Source organism: Roseovarius sp. Pro17, assembly GCF_035599575.1.
In the GTDB taxonomy this organism is placed as follows: Bacteria; Pseudomonadota; Alphaproteobacteria; order Rhodobacterales; family Rhodobacteraceae; genus Roseovarius.
On sequence record NZ_CP141179.1, the window covers coordinates 1,760,421 to 1,778,144 of the forward strand.

General features: G+C 59.0%; 15 protein-coding genes. 9 read left to right on the forward strand and 6 right to left on the reverse strand.

Translation table 11 applies throughout. The features are described 5' to 3' along the window. The first annotated feature begins 24 nt into the window (after positions 1 to 24). The 3 genes from U3654_RS08540 (at position 25) to U3654_RS08550 (ending at position 3,441) form a co-directional block, all read left to right on the forward strand. Entirely contained in the window at positions 25 to 471 is a 447-nt protein-coding gene (locus U3654_RS08540; protein WP_324754912.1) for a GNAT family N-acetyltransferase, read from the forward strand. A 155-nt stretch (positions 472 to 626) separates the two neighbouring features. Then, positions 627 to 2,048, forward strand: coding sequence for a protein adenylyltransferase SelO (locus U3654_RS08545; RefSeq protein WP_324754913.1), 1,422 nt, complete (start codon positions 627 to 629; stop codon positions 2,046 to 2,048). Positions 2,049 to 2,190: 142 nt separating this feature from the next. Continuing rightward, positions 2,191 to 3,441 carry a sodium:proton antiporter gene (locus tag U3654_RS08550; RefSeq protein ID WP_324754914.1) on the forward strand — a complete coding sequence of 417 codons (1,251 nt, stop codon included), beginning with the start codon at positions 2,191 to 2,193 and terminating at the stop codon, positions 3,439 to 3,441. An 835-nt stretch (positions 3,442 to 4,276) separates the two neighbouring features. Here the strand turns inward: U3654_RS08550 and U3654_RS08555 are convergent. Next, positions 4,277 to 5,575 (reverse strand): DEAD/DEAH box helicase, encoded by a 1,299-nt coding sequence (locus tag U3654_RS08555; protein ID WP_324754915.1) that lies wholly within the window; start codon positions 5,573 to 5,575, stop codon positions 4,277 to 4,279. 385 nt (positions 5,576 to 5,960) lie between these two features. Between U3654_RS08555 and U3654_RS08560 the strand changes: the two genes are divergently transcribed. Next, a complete protein-coding gene (locus U3654_RS08560) occupies positions 5,961 to 7,256 on the forward strand; it encodes a cystathionine gamma-synthase family protein (protein WP_324754916.1) in 1,296 nt (431 codons plus the stop codon). Between the two features lie 84 nt (positions 7,257 to 7,340). Beyond that, positions 7,341 to 7,754 (forward strand): Fur family transcriptional regulator, encoded by a 414-nt coding sequence (locus U3654_RS08565; protein ID WP_324754917.1) that lies wholly within the window; start codon positions 7,341 to 7,343, stop codon positions 7,752 to 7,754. 3 nt (positions 7,755 to 7,757) lie between these two features. On the opposite strand, the gene U3654_RS08570 is transcribed toward U3654_RS08565, so the two are convergent. Then, positions 7,758 to 8,888, reverse strand: a complete 1,131-nt coding sequence (locus tag U3654_RS08570; protein WP_324754918.1) for an FAD-dependent monooxygenase — start codon at positions 8,886 to 8,888, stop codon at positions 7,758 to 7,760. A gap of 77 nt (positions 8,889 to 8,965) precedes the next feature. Next, the gene (dksA, locus tag U3654_RS08575) at positions 8,966 to 9,388 is read right to left on the reverse strand and encodes an RNA polymerase-binding protein DksA (RefSeq protein ID WP_324754919.1); all 423 of its coding nucleotides are present in this window, start codon (positions 9,386 to 9,388) and stop codon (positions 8,966 to 8,968) included. A gap of 202 nt (positions 9,389 to 9,590) precedes the next feature. On the opposite strand from dksA, the gene U3654_RS08580 reads away from it, so the two are divergent. From U3654_RS08580 to U3654_RS08590, 3 genes are all read left to right on the forward strand, one after another. Continuing rightward, positions 9,591 to 10,430: a MoxR family ATPase gene (locus U3654_RS08580; protein ID WP_324754920.1), complete on the forward strand. Its 840-nt coding sequence runs from the start codon at positions 9,591 to 9,593 to the stop codon at positions 10,428 to 10,430. A 569-nt stretch (positions 10,431 to 10,999) separates the two neighbouring features. After that, positions 11,000 to 11,167: a hypothetical protein gene (locus U3654_RS08585; RefSeq protein WP_324754921.1), complete on the forward strand. Its 168-nt coding sequence runs from the start codon at positions 11,000 to 11,002 to the stop codon at positions 11,165 to 11,167. Between the two features lie 7 nt (positions 11,168 to 11,174). Beyond that, positions 11,175 to 12,359, forward strand: a complete 1,185-nt coding sequence (locus U3654_RS08590; protein ID WP_324754922.1) for a VWA domain-containing protein — start codon at positions 11,175 to 11,177, stop codon at positions 12,357 to 12,359. Between the two features lie 378 nt (positions 12,360 to 12,737). Here the strand turns inward: U3654_RS08590 and U3654_RS08595 are convergent, their stop codons facing one another. The 3 genes from U3654_RS08595 to U3654_RS08605 form a co-directional block, all read right to left on the reverse strand. Then, positions 12,738 to 13,526 (reverse strand): response regulator, encoded by a 789-nt coding sequence (locus U3654_RS08595; RefSeq protein ID WP_324755256.1) that lies wholly within the window; start codon positions 13,524 to 13,526, stop codon positions 12,738 to 12,740. 143 nt (positions 13,527 to 13,669) lie between these two features. Continuing rightward, positions 13,670 to 14,131, reverse strand: coding sequence for a response regulator (locus U3654_RS08600; protein WP_324754923.1), 462 nt, complete (start codon positions 14,129 to 14,131; stop codon positions 13,670 to 13,672). A 23-nt stretch (positions 14,132 to 14,154) separates the two neighbouring features. After that, positions 14,155 to 16,107, reverse strand: coding sequence for a HAMP domain-containing sensor histidine kinase (locus tag U3654_RS08605; protein ID WP_324754924.1), 1,953 nt, complete (start codon positions 16,105 to 16,107; stop codon positions 14,155 to 14,157). Positions 16,108 to 16,229: 122 nt separating this feature from the next. On the opposite strand from U3654_RS08605, the gene U3654_RS08610 reads away from it, so the two are divergent. Next, positions 16,230 to 17,705 carry an extracellular solute-binding protein gene (locus tag U3654_RS08610; RefSeq protein ID WP_324754925.1) on the forward strand — a complete coding sequence of 492 codons (1,476 nt, stop codon included), beginning with the start codon at positions 16,230 to 16,232 and terminating at the stop codon, positions 17,703 to 17,705. Positions 17,706 to 17,724: the final 19 nt, after the last annotated feature.

The following is a 17,724-nucleotide window of genomic DNA, read 5'->3' on the forward strand; positions in this document are numbered from 1 at the left end:
CCCCGAACGAAAGGCTCCCCGCCAGTGACCGCCCTCACCCTCGCCAAGCCGGACGATATCGATAATATTTTGCCGCTGATTGCCGCCTTTCATACTGAGGCGGGCATCGCACAGGACGACGCCGGGCGCCGTGCTTCGGTGCAGCCGCTGCTCGACGGATCGCCCCATGGCGCGATTTATATCGCGGGCCCGGTGCGCGCGCCAATCGGCTATGCAGCTATTAGCTTTGGCTGGTCGCTGGAATTTGGTGGCCTCGATGGTATCCTAGACGAGATTTATATTCGTCCCGGTGTGCGCAAACGCGGCATCGGCACCGAGATTCTGTCAGCCCTGCCCAAGGCGCTGGCAGGCGCCGGGCTGCGTGCGTTGCATCTGGAGGTCGCGCGCGACGACCTAGCGGCGCGCACCTTCTACGAGCGCCGTCATTTTACCCCGCGCGAGCGTTTCATGCTGATGTCGCGCGTATTCTGACCCACCGGGGCCCTGCCCCGGACCCCGGAATATTTGCGGAACAATGAAAGAGCGAGGCGGCGTACCCTGTTTTCCCTTGGGAATAGGTACCCACGCCCAACGCATGTTTGCGCGAAGCCATTGGCCTTGGGGCCGCGCAGGGCTATATCGGACGCATGGATATACAGATACCTTTTGACAACAGCTATGTGCGGTTGCCTGCGGAATTTTTCGCACGACAGGCGCCCGCGCCCGTCAGCGCCCCCGCCCTGATCGCGGTCAATCGCGAATTGGCGGATGAACTGGGGATTGTGCTGGGGGATGGCGCCGAACTGGCGCAGATCTTCGCTGGAAATTTGTTGCCCGATGGGGCCGAGCCAATTGCGCAGGCCTATGCAGGGCATCAGTTTGGGGGGTTTTCGCCGCAGCTGGGGGATGGGCGTGCGCTGCTGTTGGGCGAAGTCGTCGACCAGCAGGGGACGCGGCGAGATATCCAGCTAAAGGGTTCGGGACAGACACCTTTTTCACGCGCCGGAGACGGGCGCGCGTGGCTGGGGCCAGTGCTGCGCGAGTATGTGCTGAGTGAGGCGATGCACGCCCTCGGCATTCCGACCACCCGCGCGCTGGCGGCCGTGGCGACAGGCGATCTGGTCTATCGGCAGGAGGGTGGCCTGCCCGGTGCCGTTCTGACGCGCGTCGCCGCCAGCCATCTGCGGGTCGGCACGTTTCAGTATTTCGCCGCACGGCAAAATGTGGACGCGCTGCGCCAGCTCTTCGACTATGCACGTGCACGCCACTATCCCGAGGCCGTCACACCCGGCGATTTACTGCGCGCTGTTATTGAGCGGCAGGCGGCGCTGGTGGCAAAATGGATGGGTGTCGGATTTATCCATGGGGTGATGAACACCGACAACACGTCGATTTCTGGCGAGACGATAGACTACGGCCCATGCGCGTTCATGGACAGTTTTGATCCGCAAACCGTCTATAGCTCGATCGACCGCAATGGGCGATATTCCTATGCCAATCAGGCGCAGGTGATCGTGTGGAACATGGCGCAGCTTGCCACCGCGCTGGTGCCGCTGATGCCCGATCAGGATGATGCCATCGCGGAGTTCACCGAGGCCGTCCATGCAATGCCCGAGATTATTGAAGCCGAGTGGTTGCGTGTCTTTGGCGCCAAGATCGGCCTTGCGGCGCCCGACGAGGCGGACCGCGAGCTGATCGTCGATCTGCTGCGCGTGATGCACGAGGGTGGCGCGGACTTCACCAACACCTTCCGCACCCTCGCTCGCGGCGAGGCCGAGGGTGAGTTTGACGATCCCGCCGCGTTTGGCGCTTGGTATGAGCGTTGGCAATTGCGGTTGGCCAACGAAGATGGCTGGCGACCGCGTATGGACGCCGTCAATCCCGCGATCATCCCGCGCAATCACCGTATCGAACAGATGATCGCATCCGCCGTCGCCGGGGACTACGCCCCGTTTCACCGCCTGATGGACGTGCTGTCGCGTCCCTACGAAGATCAACTTGACGCGATGGAGTTGACGCAGCCCCCCAACCCGCAAGAGGTGGTACGCCAGACCTTTTGCGGCACCTGATGGGCTAGGGCCGAATCTGCGCGCCCCAATTCTGCGCGAAACCGACCAATTGCATTGCCAAATATGATATTATTACGCATTGCTCATGTTTCGCCTGCAGCGCCTGTTCGCTTGTGGTCCGTCACACACCCGAGAGGCCTCCATGACGATCCTGCAAATCACATCGCTTCTGATCGTCTTGGCCGGGGTGTTCGGCGCGATCAACTACCTCGTTCTCAAGCTGCCATCGTCCATTGGGATCATGATCGTGGCGTTGGCCGCATCCTTCGGTCTGTTGGGCCTCGACGCGCTTGCGCCCGGCCTTGGCATCGCGGACGAAACGCGACGCATCGTAAAGGGCATCGATTTTTCGGACGCATTGCTGGAAGGGATGCTAGGCCTTTTGCTGTTTGCGGGCGCGCTGCATGTCAAGATGTCGGACCTGCGCGCGCAGTGGCTGCCCGTCGTGCTGATGGCGACGATCGGCATCGGCCTCAGCACATTGGTCATCGGGACCGGGTTCAGCTGGCTGACAGGAATGCCGTTCATGATCGCGCTGGTTTTCGGCGCGCTGGTGTCACCGACGGATCCCGTGGCCGTCTTGGGTGTTTTGCGTGAAGCGGATCTGCCGCAGTCGTTGGAGACCAAGATCGCTGGCGAGTCGCTGTTCAATGACGGGGTCGGCTATGTTGTGTTTCTGGTGCTGGTCGGCCTTGCCTTTCCGTCGGGCGATCAGCATGGCGGCGGCGGCGTTCTGGACGTCGCCACGCTATTCGTGCGCGAGGCAGGTGGTGGCGCGCTGTTGGGCATATCGCTGGGATGGATTGTGTTTCGGGTCATGCGCCTGATCGACGATTATTCGCTGGAGGTGCTGCTGACCCTAGGCCTTGCCTTTGGTGGCTATGAACTGGCGGTTTACCTGCATGTCTCGGCCCCCATCATGGCGGTCTGCGCGGGCCTCTTGATCGGCGATGTCGGCGCCAAGCACGGGATGAGTGAAGAGACGCGCCGCTATGTCGACGCCTTTTGGAAGCTGATCGACGAGATCCTGAATGCGGTGCTGTTCCTGATGATCGGTTTTGAGGTCTTCGCGGTGGCCTTTGGTGCCGACTACCTGCTTGCGGGGGCAGCAGCGATCGGCATCGCGCTGGTCGGGCGGCTGACCGCCGTGGCGATCCCCATCTTCTTGCTCAAGCCCTTCCGCACCTTTGATACCGGCGTCATTCGCATCATGACCTGGGGTGGGCTCAAGGGCGGCATCTCGGTGGCGCTGGCGCTTAGCCTACCTGCCAGCGAGTGGAGCCCGATCATCCTGACAGCGACCTACATGATCGTCGTTTTCTCGATCATCGTGCAGGGGCTGACGGTCGCTCCGTTGGCGCGTCGCCTGACGCAGCAGCCCGATTTGCTGTAAGCCTGAGCTAGTGCGCGCCGCGAATGTAGAACGCCACTGCAAAGATCGCACAATAGGTCGTTTCGTAGCAGAGCGACCGATAAGGCCGGTTCGACGAATGCGCGTAGAGCGTACCGAACATCCAGAGTTGTGATTTCGATACTCAGGCGCCAGCAAATGTTGGAACTGGAGCTGTGCGCTAGCCGTAAGATCAGAGACGGGGTGCTTGTGATCGACAGTGACCGGGGGCAAGCACTCGGTGGAATTGATGAACACAGTGAAAGAAGACGCCGCTTTCGTGGCGGATGCGCGACACCCGGCAGGTGCTGGGGTCGCCCCCGCAAGCAGCAGCGTGACGAGGAAGGGATGTATCGACGCCAGCCCTTCGCCAACAAGGCGAGCTATATGGTGCGCGACCATCACGCCCGCGAATTCCAACTGCATCGGGGCCCAAAACTGCCAGCGCGCGGACGGCGACAAGTATTGCGAGAGCTGCGACGCACGAGCCCTGCAGATAGATGGATTTCGGCACCAGTCAACCACGCGGCTGTCCCTTGATGCGCAGCAGCCGACAAGTCAAATAGCAAATGGCTACCTTGACTTACAGGTCGACGGGTCACGGTCGAATGGCCGGCCCGGTCACCGTCTGGCCAATTTTAGAAATGACGGAACTCATTCATTCCGATTTCATAGGTGCCCTCGTCTTCTGATCCGCTTTTTCATTCGGACATCAAAACATTCGGACGAAACTATAGACATCGCCGCCGGATCGCCGCCGTAGACGGCGATCCCTTTTTCTGGGCGATTTAACCTTCAAAAAGGTCAGGCTCTGGCAGGCAGATCAGGACAGGCTGTCCTATGCGGCCTGACTACGGCCCCCGCCGCCACTGCGCCGACGCCGTGGCGCAGTGCCTGAAGGCGCGCTGCTGCCACCCGGCCCACCCGGCTTGCCGCCGCCACCACCACGACGGCGTCCGCCGCCATTGCCGCCACGGGTCTGCTTAGCCTTGGGGTCGGGTAGTTCCTCCCACGCGCGGCCAGATGCGACGGGGATCGAGAGGCCCATCACCTTCTGGATATCCTTCAGCTCGCCCATCTCGTCGGGCGCGCAGAATGCGATGGCTGCACCATCCTTGCCCGCACGGGCCGTGCGGCCAATACGGTGAATGTAGTTTTCCGGCACGTTCGGCAGGTCAAAGTTGTAGACATGCTTCACGTCCGGAATGTCGAGGCCGCGCGCAGCGACATCCGTCGCCACCAGAACCTTGACCTGACCGTCGCGGAACGCCTTCAGCGCCCGCTCGCGCTGGCCCTGACTTTTGTTGCCGTGGATTGCGGCGACCTGAAAGCCAGCACTTTCCAGCTTGCGTGCCAGCTTGTCCGAGCCGTGTTTCGTGCGACCGAATACCAGCGCCAACTCGTCTTTGTGTTTGGCCATCAACTCGATCAGCAGGCTCGGCTTTTCGGCCTTGGCGATGAAATGCACGGCCTGCGTGACCTTGTCTGCGGCCTTGCCCGGCGCGCTGACCTGAACGCGCTTGGGATGGGTTAGGTAGCTGGCCGCGATCTCTTCCATCTGCTTGGGCATGGTGGCCGAGAACAGCATTGTCTGGCGCTCTTTGGCCAATAGGGCCGCAATCTTGCGCAAATCATGGATGAAACCCATGTCCAGCATCTGATCAGCCTCGTCCAGCACCAGAAAGCGGGTCGCATCGAGGCGTAGCGCGCGCCGGTCGATCAGATCCAGCAGTCGGCCCGGCGTTGCCACCAGAATGTGCGTGCCCTTCTCAAGCCGCTTGATCTGCGGATTGATTGAGGAACCGCCGACAACGACGTTGATCTTCATCGGCGTGTCCATGACCAGCGGCAACAACGTCTCACGGATCTGGTTGGCCAGCTCGCGCGTCGGCGCGAGGATCAGGCTGGTTGCGGTTTTCGGGCGCGGACGCTCGTCCGCCTCCATCATCTGTGCGATCAGCGGCAGGCCGAAGGCCGCCGTTTTGCCCGTGCCGGTCTGCGCGAGGCCCATGACGTCGTCGCCATTCAGCGCATAGGGAATCGCATGCGACTGGATCGGGGTCGGCTCACTGATACCCATCTGGCCCAGCTTACGTACCAATACGGGCGGCAAGCCCATTTCTTCAAACAAATTCAAAATCTCATCCTTCCGGACACGGGAGTATCCCGTGCCGTTTGCGGGCGCGAATGGCCCGTGATCGGGGCGGCTGGATGCCGGCCCCACCGTGGTTCCGCCAAAGACGCTTGCGCAAAGGCGGAATTGCCCATCGCGCCGATCCGGCGGCTGGCCCCACGCGTGATATTGGGATCAAGTTCGCGGCATTTCTGTAACTAGGGGCGGCCATGCAGGCGGCCCGGCTGCTCACGCGGCAGGAAATGTCGTTATCGGCTAGATGGACGCTCCGCGCGGCCAAGTCAAGCACTGCGGCATAAAATACCCCGATGGCAGATCGCCCTTTGCATCCGTCGCGTGCACGATAGACTGGTCGCAGGGCCATGCGCGGCCCGGACCGGGAGGCACCATGACCAAATCCAATTTCCGCCGCACGCATCTGGGCAATCATCGACTTGATCCATCGACGCAGATGACGGCCTATGGCTATGATCCGGCCCTGTCCGAAGGCGCGGTCAAGCCACCTGTATTCCTCACCTCGACCTTTGCGTTCCGCACAGCGCAGGAGGGCGCGGACTTCTTCGATGTGGTCGCGGGCCGCGCCCCGGCGCCCGAGGGAATGGGTGCGGGCGGACTGGTTTACAGCCGGTTCAACAACCCCAACGTGGAAATCGTCGAGGACCGCCTCGCCCTTTATGACGGGGCCGAGGCCGCGCTGCTGACGGCGTCGGGAATGGCGGCGATCAGCGCCGTCGCGCTGAGCTATCTGCGGCCCGGCGATGCGTATGTGCACTATACGCCTCTCTATGGCGGGACCGAAACGCTCTTTGCCAAGGTGTTGGCCGAATGGGATCTGCGCCCTGCGCCCTTTGCCGACGGGCTGGCACCAGAAGGTCTGTGCGCGGCGCTGGAGAGCGCCGCAACGAAAGGCCCGGTCAAGATGGTCTATATCGAAACACCCGCAAATCCGACAAATGCCATGATCGATCTGGCAATGGTGCGCCGGACAGTTGATGACTGGGCCAAAGGTGCGGACGCCCCTGTCCCTCTGATCGTCTGCGACAACACCATGTTGGGCCCCGTTTTTCAACAGCCGCTCGAGCATGGCATCGACATCTGCGTCTATTCGCTGACGAAGTATGTCGGCGGTCATTCCGATCTGGTTGCGGGCGGCGTCACAGGTTCCAAGGCGGCGCTGAAGCCGGTGCGCGCGACCAGATCGGCCTTTGGTTTCCAACTTGATCCGCATTCGGCATGGATGCTTTCGCGCTCGCTCGAAACGCTGGGGCTGCGGATGGAGCGCGCAGCAGGATCGGGCAGCCAAGTGGCCAAATGGCTGGCGGAGAACGACACCATCCCCTGCGACGTTCTGCATCCCGAACATGCCGAGGGCCGTGCGCGCGAACTCTATGATGCGCAGTGCAGCGGGCCGGGATCGACGTTCAGCTTTGTCGTCGCGGATGATCGGGCGCTGGCGTTCTGCATCCTCGACAACCTTGAGATTTTCAAGCTGGCCGTGTCGCTGGGCGGCACTGAATCGCTGGTCTGTCATCCCGCGTCGACGACCCATTCCGGCGTATCGGCCGAGGCACGCGCGCAGGCGGGCGTAACCGAGGGGTTGATCCGCATGTCTGTCGGGCTGGAGCATCCCGATGATCTGATCGCCGACCTCACCCGCGCCTTCGCGGCCGCCGCGCAGGGTTGAACGTCCCAGCAAGCGTATCAACAGCGGTGGAAATCCAGCGCGCACCGCGCTAATGAAGGGTCTATAGCCACGACGGATAGTTCCATGCCCGACACCATCACCGACCGCTGCGAGGCGCACGGCCTGCGCATGACCGGCCAGAGGCGTATCATCGCCGCCGTCCTCGAAGAGGCGGACGATCACCCTGATGTCGACGAGCTTTATGCCCGCGCTTCGGCGCGCGACCCCAAGATTTCCATCGCGACGGTCTATCGCACCGTCAAGCTGTTCGAGGAAGCCGGTATCCTTGACAAGCTGGAATTCGGCGACGGGCGCGCGCGCTACGAGGATGCCGAGCGGGGGCATCACGACCATCTGATCGACCTCGACACCGGGGGCGTGATCGAATTCTTCGATCCCGAGATCGAACGCCTGCAAGAAAAAATTGCGGCGCGGCTGGGCTACAAGCTGAAAGGTCACAAGATGGAACTTTACGGCAAGCCCCTTAAGAAAATGTGACCGTCAAATTGTTTCGCCGCGTGTCACATCGTGACCGTAGATCCAGTCAAACTGGCGCATCATTCGACCCGGTGCAACCGCCCCCCCTAGGCGCAGCGCCACATGAGCTGCGGCGCGCAATGGTCTGGAACTAATGTGATACTTCCATGCGTTTCCTGTCGCTGCCTCGACCACGCGCCGCGCGCGATCCTGCCGCGAGGCCTGATAGCTATCCAACGCTGCCGCAAGATCGGGCATACGCGCCAATGTATCCGCCAGCACCCATGCATCCTCCAGGGCCAATGACGCGCCCTGCGCCATGAAGGGCAAGGTTGGATGTGCCGCATCGCCGAGCAGCACAATGCGCCCTGCCCCCCACACCGGCGCGACCGGGTGGCGGAACAGACCCCATTTTCCGACGCGCTCGACCCTTTCAAGCATCGCCTGCGCAGCGTCACCAAAGTCGGCGAAGCGAGCGCGCAGATCACCGGGATCGCCCTCGGCGCTCCAGCTTTCCTCCGACCAGTCGGCGCGCTCCTCAACGGCGACGAGGTTCAGGTGCCTGCCGCCGCGCAAAGGATAGCTAACCAGATGCCGGTGCGGGGCCATGTGCACGCGCGCCTCACCCAAACGGCTGCCGTCATGAGGCACGACTGCGCGCCACGCGACCTGCCGGGTGAAAAAGGGCGCGAGCGTGCCGTTCAGGACCTTGCGGACCATTGAATGCAGCCCATCAGCACCAATAACCAGATCCACCTTTAGCGCGGCGGGATCGTCGACGCGCTGGCCCAATTGGATATCCACTCCGGCGTCAACCGCGCCGCGATGCAACAGGCCGATCAGATCCGCCCGATGCAGGAACCAATAGTCGCGCGCCTCAAGGCGCGTCAGATCCAACCGGACTACCGGGCCGCGCCGGTAGTCATGCAGCGCCACCGTACGCGCCTGAAGGCCGGCCGTCCGCACCAGATTGCCCAGCCCGAGACCGCGCAGAACGGCAAACCCGTTGGGCGAGATTTGCAGCCCTGCGCCGACTTCGGTAATCTCTGACGTCTGTTCGTGCACAGAAACGCGCGCACCGCGCAGCGCACAGGCCCTCGCAACCGCCAGCCCGCCGATACCCGCGCCGATCACGGCGATGTTAAGGCCCTGCATGTCCATGCCCCTAGATCATACGAAAAACGCCGGAGCGAAAGCCCCGGCGTTTGAATTTTCAGCGGATTTCAGCGCGATCAATCGTCGCGATGCACCTTTTCGCGACGCTCATGACGCTCTTGGGCCTCCAGCGTCATTGTGGCGATGGGGCGCGCGTCCAGCCGTTTCAGGCTGATCGGATCACCGGTCATCTGGCAATAGCCAAACTCGCCCTCGTCCAAGCGGCGCAGCGCCTGATCGATCTTGGCGACCAGTTTGCGCTGGCGGTCGCGGGTGCGCAGTTCCAGCGCGCGGTCAGTTTCCTCGCTAGCGCGATCCGCCACGTCGGGAATGGCGCGCGTGCCGTCCTGCAGCGCCTCTATCGTGTCGCGGCTACCGGCCAAAAGATCTTCGCGCCACCCCATCAGCTTGCGACGAAAATATTCTTTCTGGCGCTCGTTCATGAAGGGTTCATCGTCGACGGGCCGATAATCATCGGGTAGGAAAACTTCGGATTTCAAGCGTTGATCCTTTTTTTCTTCAAGGTCCAAGGCGTCAGGATGCTGTGTCATCTGGGTTATCTGGCTCCCCTTTGGGGCAGCATTTACTGCAAGCGCTAGGTGTTGTCACTACACAAATGCGGCGTATTGATGTGTTTCGCGGCTCGCACTAACGTGGGTTAACGGTCGATTGAGCTTTGGCACAAAAAGGATTGAAATTTCTATGAAATTCGAAGGCACCGACAGCTACGTCGCGACCGAGGACCTGACCGTCGCGGTCAATGCGGCCGTCACTTTGCAGCGCCCGCTGTTGGTCAAGGGCGAACCGGGTACAGGCAAGACCGAACTGGCCCGTCAGATCGCCGCCGCGCTCGATCTACCTATGATTGAGTGGAATGTGAAATCGACAACGCGCGCGCAGCAAGGCCTCTATGAATACGACGCCGTGTCACGCCTGCGTGACAGTCAGTTGGGCGATGCGCGCGTTCACGACATCGCCAACTACATCCGCCCGGGTAAGTTGTGGCAGGCCTTTGATGCGCCCGCCCGCGTGGTCCTGCTGATCGACGAAATCGACAAGGCCGATATCGAGTTTCCAAACGATCTGCTGCAGGAACTAGACAGGATGGAATTCCATGTCTACGAAACCGGCGAGACTATTCGCGCCGTGCATCGCCCGATCGTCATCATTACCTCGAACAACGAAAAAGAACTGCCCGATGCCTTCTTGCGCCGCTGCTTTTTCCACTACATCCGTTTTCCCGACATGGACACGATGCGGCGCATCGTCGAGGTACATCATCCCGGCATCAAGGATGCGCTGCTGACCGCGGCGCTGACGCAATTCTACGAAATCCGCGATCAGCAAGGGTTAAAGAAAAAACCGTCAACCTCCGAAGTGCTGGACTGGCTCAAGCTGCTGCTGGCCGAGGATCTGAACGCTGAGGACCTGAAGCGCGGCGCCGCCCATGCCCTGCCCCGCCTGCACGGCGCATTGCTCAAGAACGAGCAGGACGTGCATCTGTTCGAGCGTCTGGCCTTTATGGCGCGACGGGGTCAGTAAGCGCGGGGGCGACAACGCCGCCAAGCCCTACCCGCCAAGGCCTCAATGGCGCGCGCCCTTTGAGCGCCCGGTGACGTCGCTCAGACGATCCGGGCAATCTGGCAGATGCCTAGGCGCCGGAGTGCCTGCCGAAAAGGCGCTGTGCATCGCGCAGACGGTCGGGTGAACGGATCATTGCGCCGCCCTCAACCACTACGCCATCGGTCGCATCGTCCAAAGCATCCATACCGCCTACGCGCAAAATCAGTTCGTCGCTACCGGCGCATATGAGTGCGGCAGCACCGCTACCAGCCTGCGCCGCGTCAGTGCCCTCTGGCAGGAGGGCGCGCCGATAGGGTCTTGTCCATCCCTGCCCCCAAATAGCCGTCGCTGACTCGCACGAGAACGTAGGGCTCCTTGCCAAGCTACTGATGATGCGCGCCGCAGCATAGAGGGCATGGAAGGCGCCGCAGGTGCGTATGGACAGCCTTGGCTGGGCACTATACGGATGTGGCGCGGATTGGGCTATGCGCACGAAACTGCGCGAGATTTTGGCCCTGAATCTGCTTAAGGGTAGAAACGGGTAGCATATGATCGTCATCATCGCGGCTGTCGTCGGCGCAATTCTGGGTGCAGTATTCGCACGCCGCCGCAAGGGACGACTGGCCGATGTACTGCAATACGCCTTTGTCTATGCGCTGATCTTTGCGCTGGTGGGGCTATTGTTGACGGTTCTGATCCACCGAGCGGCCCTCTGAGCCGGCGATGTTCTTGCCCTTCTTTCAAGCGCTGCGCGGTGCCGGCATCCCCGTCAGCCTGCGCGAATACCTGACATTTCTCGAAGGCATGTCTGCCGGCCTCGTCACCTACGACATCGAGGGGTTCTACTATCTCGCCCGCACCTCAATGGTTAAAGACGAGCGCATGATAGATCGCTTTGATCGCGCCTTCGCCACTGCTTTTGAGGGGCTGGACGCGATCACGCCCGACGATGTTCTGAACGCCGTCGATCTGCCAGAGGACTGGCTGCGCAGAATGGCGGAAAAGCACCTTACCCCCGAGGAGAAAGCCGAAATCGAGGCACTGGGCGGCTTCGAGGCGCTGATGGAGACACTCAAACAGCGCTTGGCAGAGCAGCAAGGCCGCCACCAAGGTGGCAGTAAATGGATCGGCACGGCGGGCACATCTCCCTTCGGCGCGTATGGATACAATCCCGAAGGGATCCGCATCGGTCAGGACAAATCGCGTCACCAGCGCGCGGTCAAGGTCTGGGATCGGCGCGACTTTGCCAATCTGGACGGCGACGTGCAACTGGGCACGCGCAATATCAAGATGGCCCTGCGCCGCCTGCGCCAATGGGCGCGCGATGGCGCCCATGACGAACTGGATCTCGGTGGCACCATCCGCGCCACGGCGCAAAAGGGTTATTTAGACGTCCAGACCCGGCCCGAACGGCGCAACGCAGTCAAAGTGCTGTTGTTTCTCGACGTCGGCGGCTCCATGGACCCGCATATCAAACTGGTCGAGGATCTCTTTTCAGCAGCGCGCTCGGAATTCCGGCAGCTTGAATATTTTTACTTTCATAACTGTCTCTACGAAGGCGTCTGGCGTGATAACCGCCGCCGCTGGAGCGAAAAAATTCCGACGTGGGATATCCTAAATACCTATGGCTCCGACTATCGCTGCATCTTCGTCGGTGACGCCGCGATGTCACCCTACGAGATCGCGTATCCCGGCGGCGCAAACGAGCATTGGAACGAGGAGGCAGGCCAGACATGGCTCACTCGCGCCCGCGCGCAATGGCCCGCAAATCTCTGGGTAAACCCCGTCCCCGAGTCCCGATGGCCCTACACCCAATCGACCCAGATGATCGTCCAGATTTTCGATGGTCAGATGGTTCCCATGACGCTCGAAGGCCTTGACCGCGGTATGCGCGCCCTCACCCGCTAGGGACCCAACGCAGTATCTTCAGGCTGGACGTACCCTTGCCAGAGGGGCAAACTGGAAGACGCCTATTGTGTTGAAGTTAAGTGCTTTTAGCTGTGAGTTCATTTTCCGTGATGCACATGTGGGCGACAGACGCGTCACAACATCAAACCGAATCCAATATACGTTAGGATAGTGGATGAGGAATCGGACGCGAAGCCGCTGCGGACATGTGACGGGTCCAAAACGTGACCATCACTTTTAATAGCGGACTCGACTCCTCAGCCATCCGGGGCACGGCTTCCGGTGCTGTTTGAACAGGCTGCACTACATTGCAGTCTTCCGGAAATCGATACGACTTCTAGGCTGCAATCGGACACAGATTTGTGCACTAGACCTGTGTTAGATTGAGCGGCTACTTTGACGGCCAAAGAGCTTTCCCTTGTTTAGGGCCGGTCCGCTCTCGACCCCACCGTCGGGAAGCAGAGATTCTTCGCCAACCTCCGACAACGCAAACGACTTGCGTTCATGGTCTTCAATGTCGGTCATGAAGTCCAAGAGGCGGTCACAAGAGTTCTTTATCTGGGCAATCATCGTAGCGAATTTCACTTCATCCGCTCGTGCAGATTGAAGAACACGAATCTGGCGCATCATTTTGAAAAGCATCGGCTTTATTTCGCTGGCACATTCTTTGGCAAAACAGTCCAGAACGATCTCGACCTTGCCCCGCATTATCTCTTCGGTTTCGAGATCGCGGTTAAGGCCTGCTTTTTGAAGGGCGTTTATCATGGCACGTCTGACGGATTCATTTGACAGATCATCCTTCATTAGGAAGTCACTGCACCCGTTCTTCATTGCGTTGATGGCGATTTCGGACTGGCCATCCCCAGTGACCATGATGGTGGCGGCGTTGCGATTACGCGGGTCAAACTGGATGGCATGGAGCGCCTGAAGTCCGTCACCTCCCGGCAAATGGTAGTCTACAAAAATCAGATCATAGGTCTCTAGCTGAAGCGCAGTCCCCATAGATTCGAGAGTATCCACCTCGGAAATACTAACCTCAAACTCTAGCTGTTCGCACATGCGCCGTAGGCGGGCCCGATCAAACCTCTGATCGTCGACGATCAGGATACTCGCGAATTTCGGTGTCTGAATCGCGGTTTTCTGAGCTCTTAACTGAATGTTCTGCATGTTCTTCAAGGACCAGCTCCACTAATTATCTGATCAGAATTAAACCGCAAATTGATGAAGTAAATCTCAAGAAATGCGTTGCTCTTTAAAATTGACGCTGTTTTGAACACGCAAGCCAGAACGCAGCAGGATACAGACTCTCCTTACCGCGGCAGCTCAACGACTTTGGTGTAGGCATCAATCATATCGAGTGCTTTTACGAAGCTATCACCCAGATTGTCCTTCACGATATATCCAGCAATATTGTTGTCATACGCAGCCGCAACATCCCTAGGGGCGTCGGAGGTCGACAGCACAAAGATCACCGCGCGCTCAAGCTCGACATCTTTACGGATTTCCTCAAGAAACTCAAACCCGTCCATGCGCGGCATGTTGAGATCGAGCGTAACCAGATAGGGTGGCATCAATCGATCATTTCCACATTCGCCGCGCAGAATGTCGAGCGCCTGCTGACCATCCTTGGCGACGAATGTCGGATTGATGATGTTGAGCTTCTTCAATGCACGTTTGATGGCCATCACACTGACCTCGTCATCATCAACAATCAGGAATTTGATAGGATCGTCCTGCTGGTCGCAGAATAATTCGTGCCGAGGCGTATTCATTTTCTTTGTTTCCCTTGTTTAGGCTATGCGGCCTGGTCCAATGATTGTGTTGCTACGAGTTTGGCAGGCATTTCGAACACGAACCGGGTGCCACGATGGACATCCGGATCGGATTGAACGCGGATCTTGCCATCATGATACTCCAGCAACTTTCGAATGATCGCGAGGCCCAGACCACTTCCTTCAACCTCATCACGGGGCCGCAGGGTCTGGAACAGACCAAATATCTTGTCGTGATATTTCGCAGGAATCCCTGGCCCGTCATCGTGCACAGAACATGAAAAACAATCGGCCATGAATTCTACTTTGACAGTAATCTGGCCAGTCTTTTTGTCGTGATGTTTGATGGCATTGTTGATCAGATTGAGAAGGATCTGACGAAGGGGCGTTGCATAGGTCACGACGCAATCACATGGGCCCAAAAATATAACTGGGAAATCGCCATTCGGATCCAAAAACTCCGCTGTTTGTTTAACGACGGAGCTGATTGAAACCTCAACCAAGTGATCGGCATCCTTGCCGACGCGGGCGTATTCCAGCAGATCCTGCAACAACTGGTTAAGCCGATCAATGCGCTGTTTCACGAGCGACATGTTTTCGCGCCCTTCCTCGCAAAAGACGTTGTCGGGGTCCTCCAGCGTCCATTCTGTCAGATCTTGAATGGCCCGCAGTGGGGCGCGCAGATCATGCGCCGCAACATACGCAAATTTTTCCAGCTCTGCGTTAGAGCGGTGCAGCTCGTGTGCGTTCAGCTTGAACACGTCAAGCGCACTTGCCATCTTGCCCAGTTCATCAGGGCCAGAGACATCGACACGGTAAGACGTCTGGCCGGCCGCAATCGCGACGACGGCGTTCGTCAGACGCGCCATTCTTCTGTTGATCTGCCGCTCCACCACAAAGATCATCGCCCAGTAGATGACCATCAGCGAAAAGAACATTGACAGCGCCAGAATGATCGACATTTGCCGCGTGGCCGTGGTCAGGCCCTGTTTGGCATCCTCGATCTGCGCGCGGGCGGCATCCGTGAGCTGATTGGACAGGTTGGAGATAGCCTCCACCGGGGTAAGTTGGGTTAGCTTGTCGGCGTCAAGGTTTGCCCGACGCACCTGAAGTTCCCGGACCGCGTTCCGGATTCCCTCGTCGTCAAAGATAAGATCGCGTATGTGCAAGATCTTGCTTGCCATGTCTGTCCGCGCAGTGCCTTTTTCCAATTGCGCGACAAGACCGACAACGCCACGCAGCTTGAACTGCAGCGTGTTCGCAGCCCTCTCAAGCTCATTTTCCCCAGATATGTTGCGCAAGGAAACAGCCGTGTCGATAATCGCTTCGACCGCCAGTGCAATTTCGGTAAAAGCGTGGGCGACTACCAGATCGTGATGGTACTGTCGCTCGACTTCATCGGACCCGGTTGTCACACGAGCCGGATTCGTCTGAAGGGTGAAATTTGCAGAATTCGCCGTCTCAAATGAGACATCTTCGAGCAGCACACGCAAGGACACCCCAATATCCCGCAGGTTTTGTGTCTTTTGCGCAAGGGCGTTATCGTAGAGCAATACAGCCCGTGTCTCGGCGAGAATTTTCGTCGTGCCCTGATCGATCTTGTCCAGAGCCTGCGTCATATTGGTAAGGATGTTCGGCGAGCGTTCTGTATCAAAAAACTCGCGGATGTTCGTTCGAAGTATTGAAAGCCTTTCGGTCAATTGTACGGATAAGGGACCAAGGTCCTCAATCCGATTGACTCCGTCCACCCGCTGCAACAGCAGCAGCAAGCTCTTCAGGTTTCGCTCGGTGTCTGCCGCACTTACGAAGACCGGCACCGAAGAATGCGCCAATTGATCCACTGAACGGCTGAGCGTGCGCAATTGAACGACGCCGACGGCCAATGCCCCAAGCAGAACGAGCGAAATTCCCAAGAACACCAAACGAAGTCGGGAGACGATGCCCTGCACCTGCCAGAAATGGGTTCGGTCTGACATGCTATCCCTCGAATTACTCTGCCCAAATGATCTTTCCAGCTTAGCGCTCAGAAATTAATTGCGGCTTAAGTTTCTTCCGCAATGATCGTGATTGGACGGCGATTTTTGGGAAAGTAGTTAGCATGAAAAACAACCATCCTCCTCGGGACGCGTGGACGCGCCGTGATGCGTTGTTGGGCATGACGGCAGCAAGCCTATGCGGGTTATCTGCGGCGTCGGCGACAGCCGCGCCTGATAGTGCGTTGCATGATGTTGTGGCGCGGCGCGTGCGTGAGCTGGCGGGTGGGCGAAAACTGAAGCTGCGGCTTCTGCTTCCCAATGGCTCGGGTGGCAACGTCAATCCAGTAATTGCCTATTTCACGCAGATGACTGGTGTAGATGTGCAGTCATTCGAGACGAATGTCGACGCGATCAACACCGAACTTTTGCTGGATACTTTAAGCGCGTCGCGAAAATACGATGTGGCGCTCCCCGCGACATTCGGTCTGCCCGACCTCGTGGCGGCCGACGCGATTTTGCCAATCACAGACTTTGCAAATCAGTATGAGCCGCCCGGTTTTCGCGACAAAATCTTGTTTGGGGTTGGCGACAGCTTCGACGACAAGCTGTACGGATTCCAGACCGATGGCGACGCCTACATGATGTTCTACCACAAGGGGATGCTGGAAAACCTAGACGAGCAGATGCGCTTTGAAGACACGTTCGGACAGCGCCTGTCGATACCCCAGACGTGGCAAGACCTTGATCGACAAATGGCTTTTTTCAACCGACCCGACGAGGGCCAATGGGGCGGTTTTCTTTTCAGAACGCCGGGATATGTCGCGTCGGAATGGTGGGTCAGGTTTCACGCCAAAGGGATCTGGCCGTTCTCGTCTGAAATGGAGCCTCAAATTGCCTCTCCAGCCGGTGTTGAAGCCCTGGAAGAAATGATCCGTGCGTCCGAGCACCTTTGTCCAGAAGCATCCAATATCGGCCTGTTCGAAAACTGGGAGCGGTTCGGGCGCGGGGATATTTTTTGTAATATCGGCTGGGGTGGAACGCAGAAATACCTCAATGGCCCCAACTCCGCGATGCGCGGAAATATGCTGTATGGCCCGACACCCGGCGGGATCGTCGATGGAAAGCTCTTAGTGACGCCCTACTTCAATTGGGGCTGGAATTACGTCGTGACCAGCAATAGCGAGCTGCCCGAAATCGCCTACCTGTTCGCCCTCTTTGCCTCAACACCCCAGATGTCGACGCTAGCCGTTCGGCAGAAGGATGGCTTTTTCGACCCCTTCCGCCCCGAACATTACGAAGACGAGGGGATCGAGGCCGCCTACACGCCGGAGTTTTTATCTGTGCACCGCGCAAGTCTGGAGGCCGCCATTCCGGACCTGTACCTGCAAAATCAAGGTGAATATTTTCGAGTCCTCACCGAATGGCTTAGCCGCGCGCTGTCAGGCGAGACGCCGCCGCAAAAAGCGCTGGACCGCGTGGCGCAAAGGTGGCGACTGATCACGAACGCGTCAGGGCCGTCCGTTCAGCAAGAGCGATGGATGCGCTTGCGTAATAAATATCCAGCGCCAATCCGTGACGCACTCGGGGATATTGCCTGAGCTCACGCAACCGACTTTG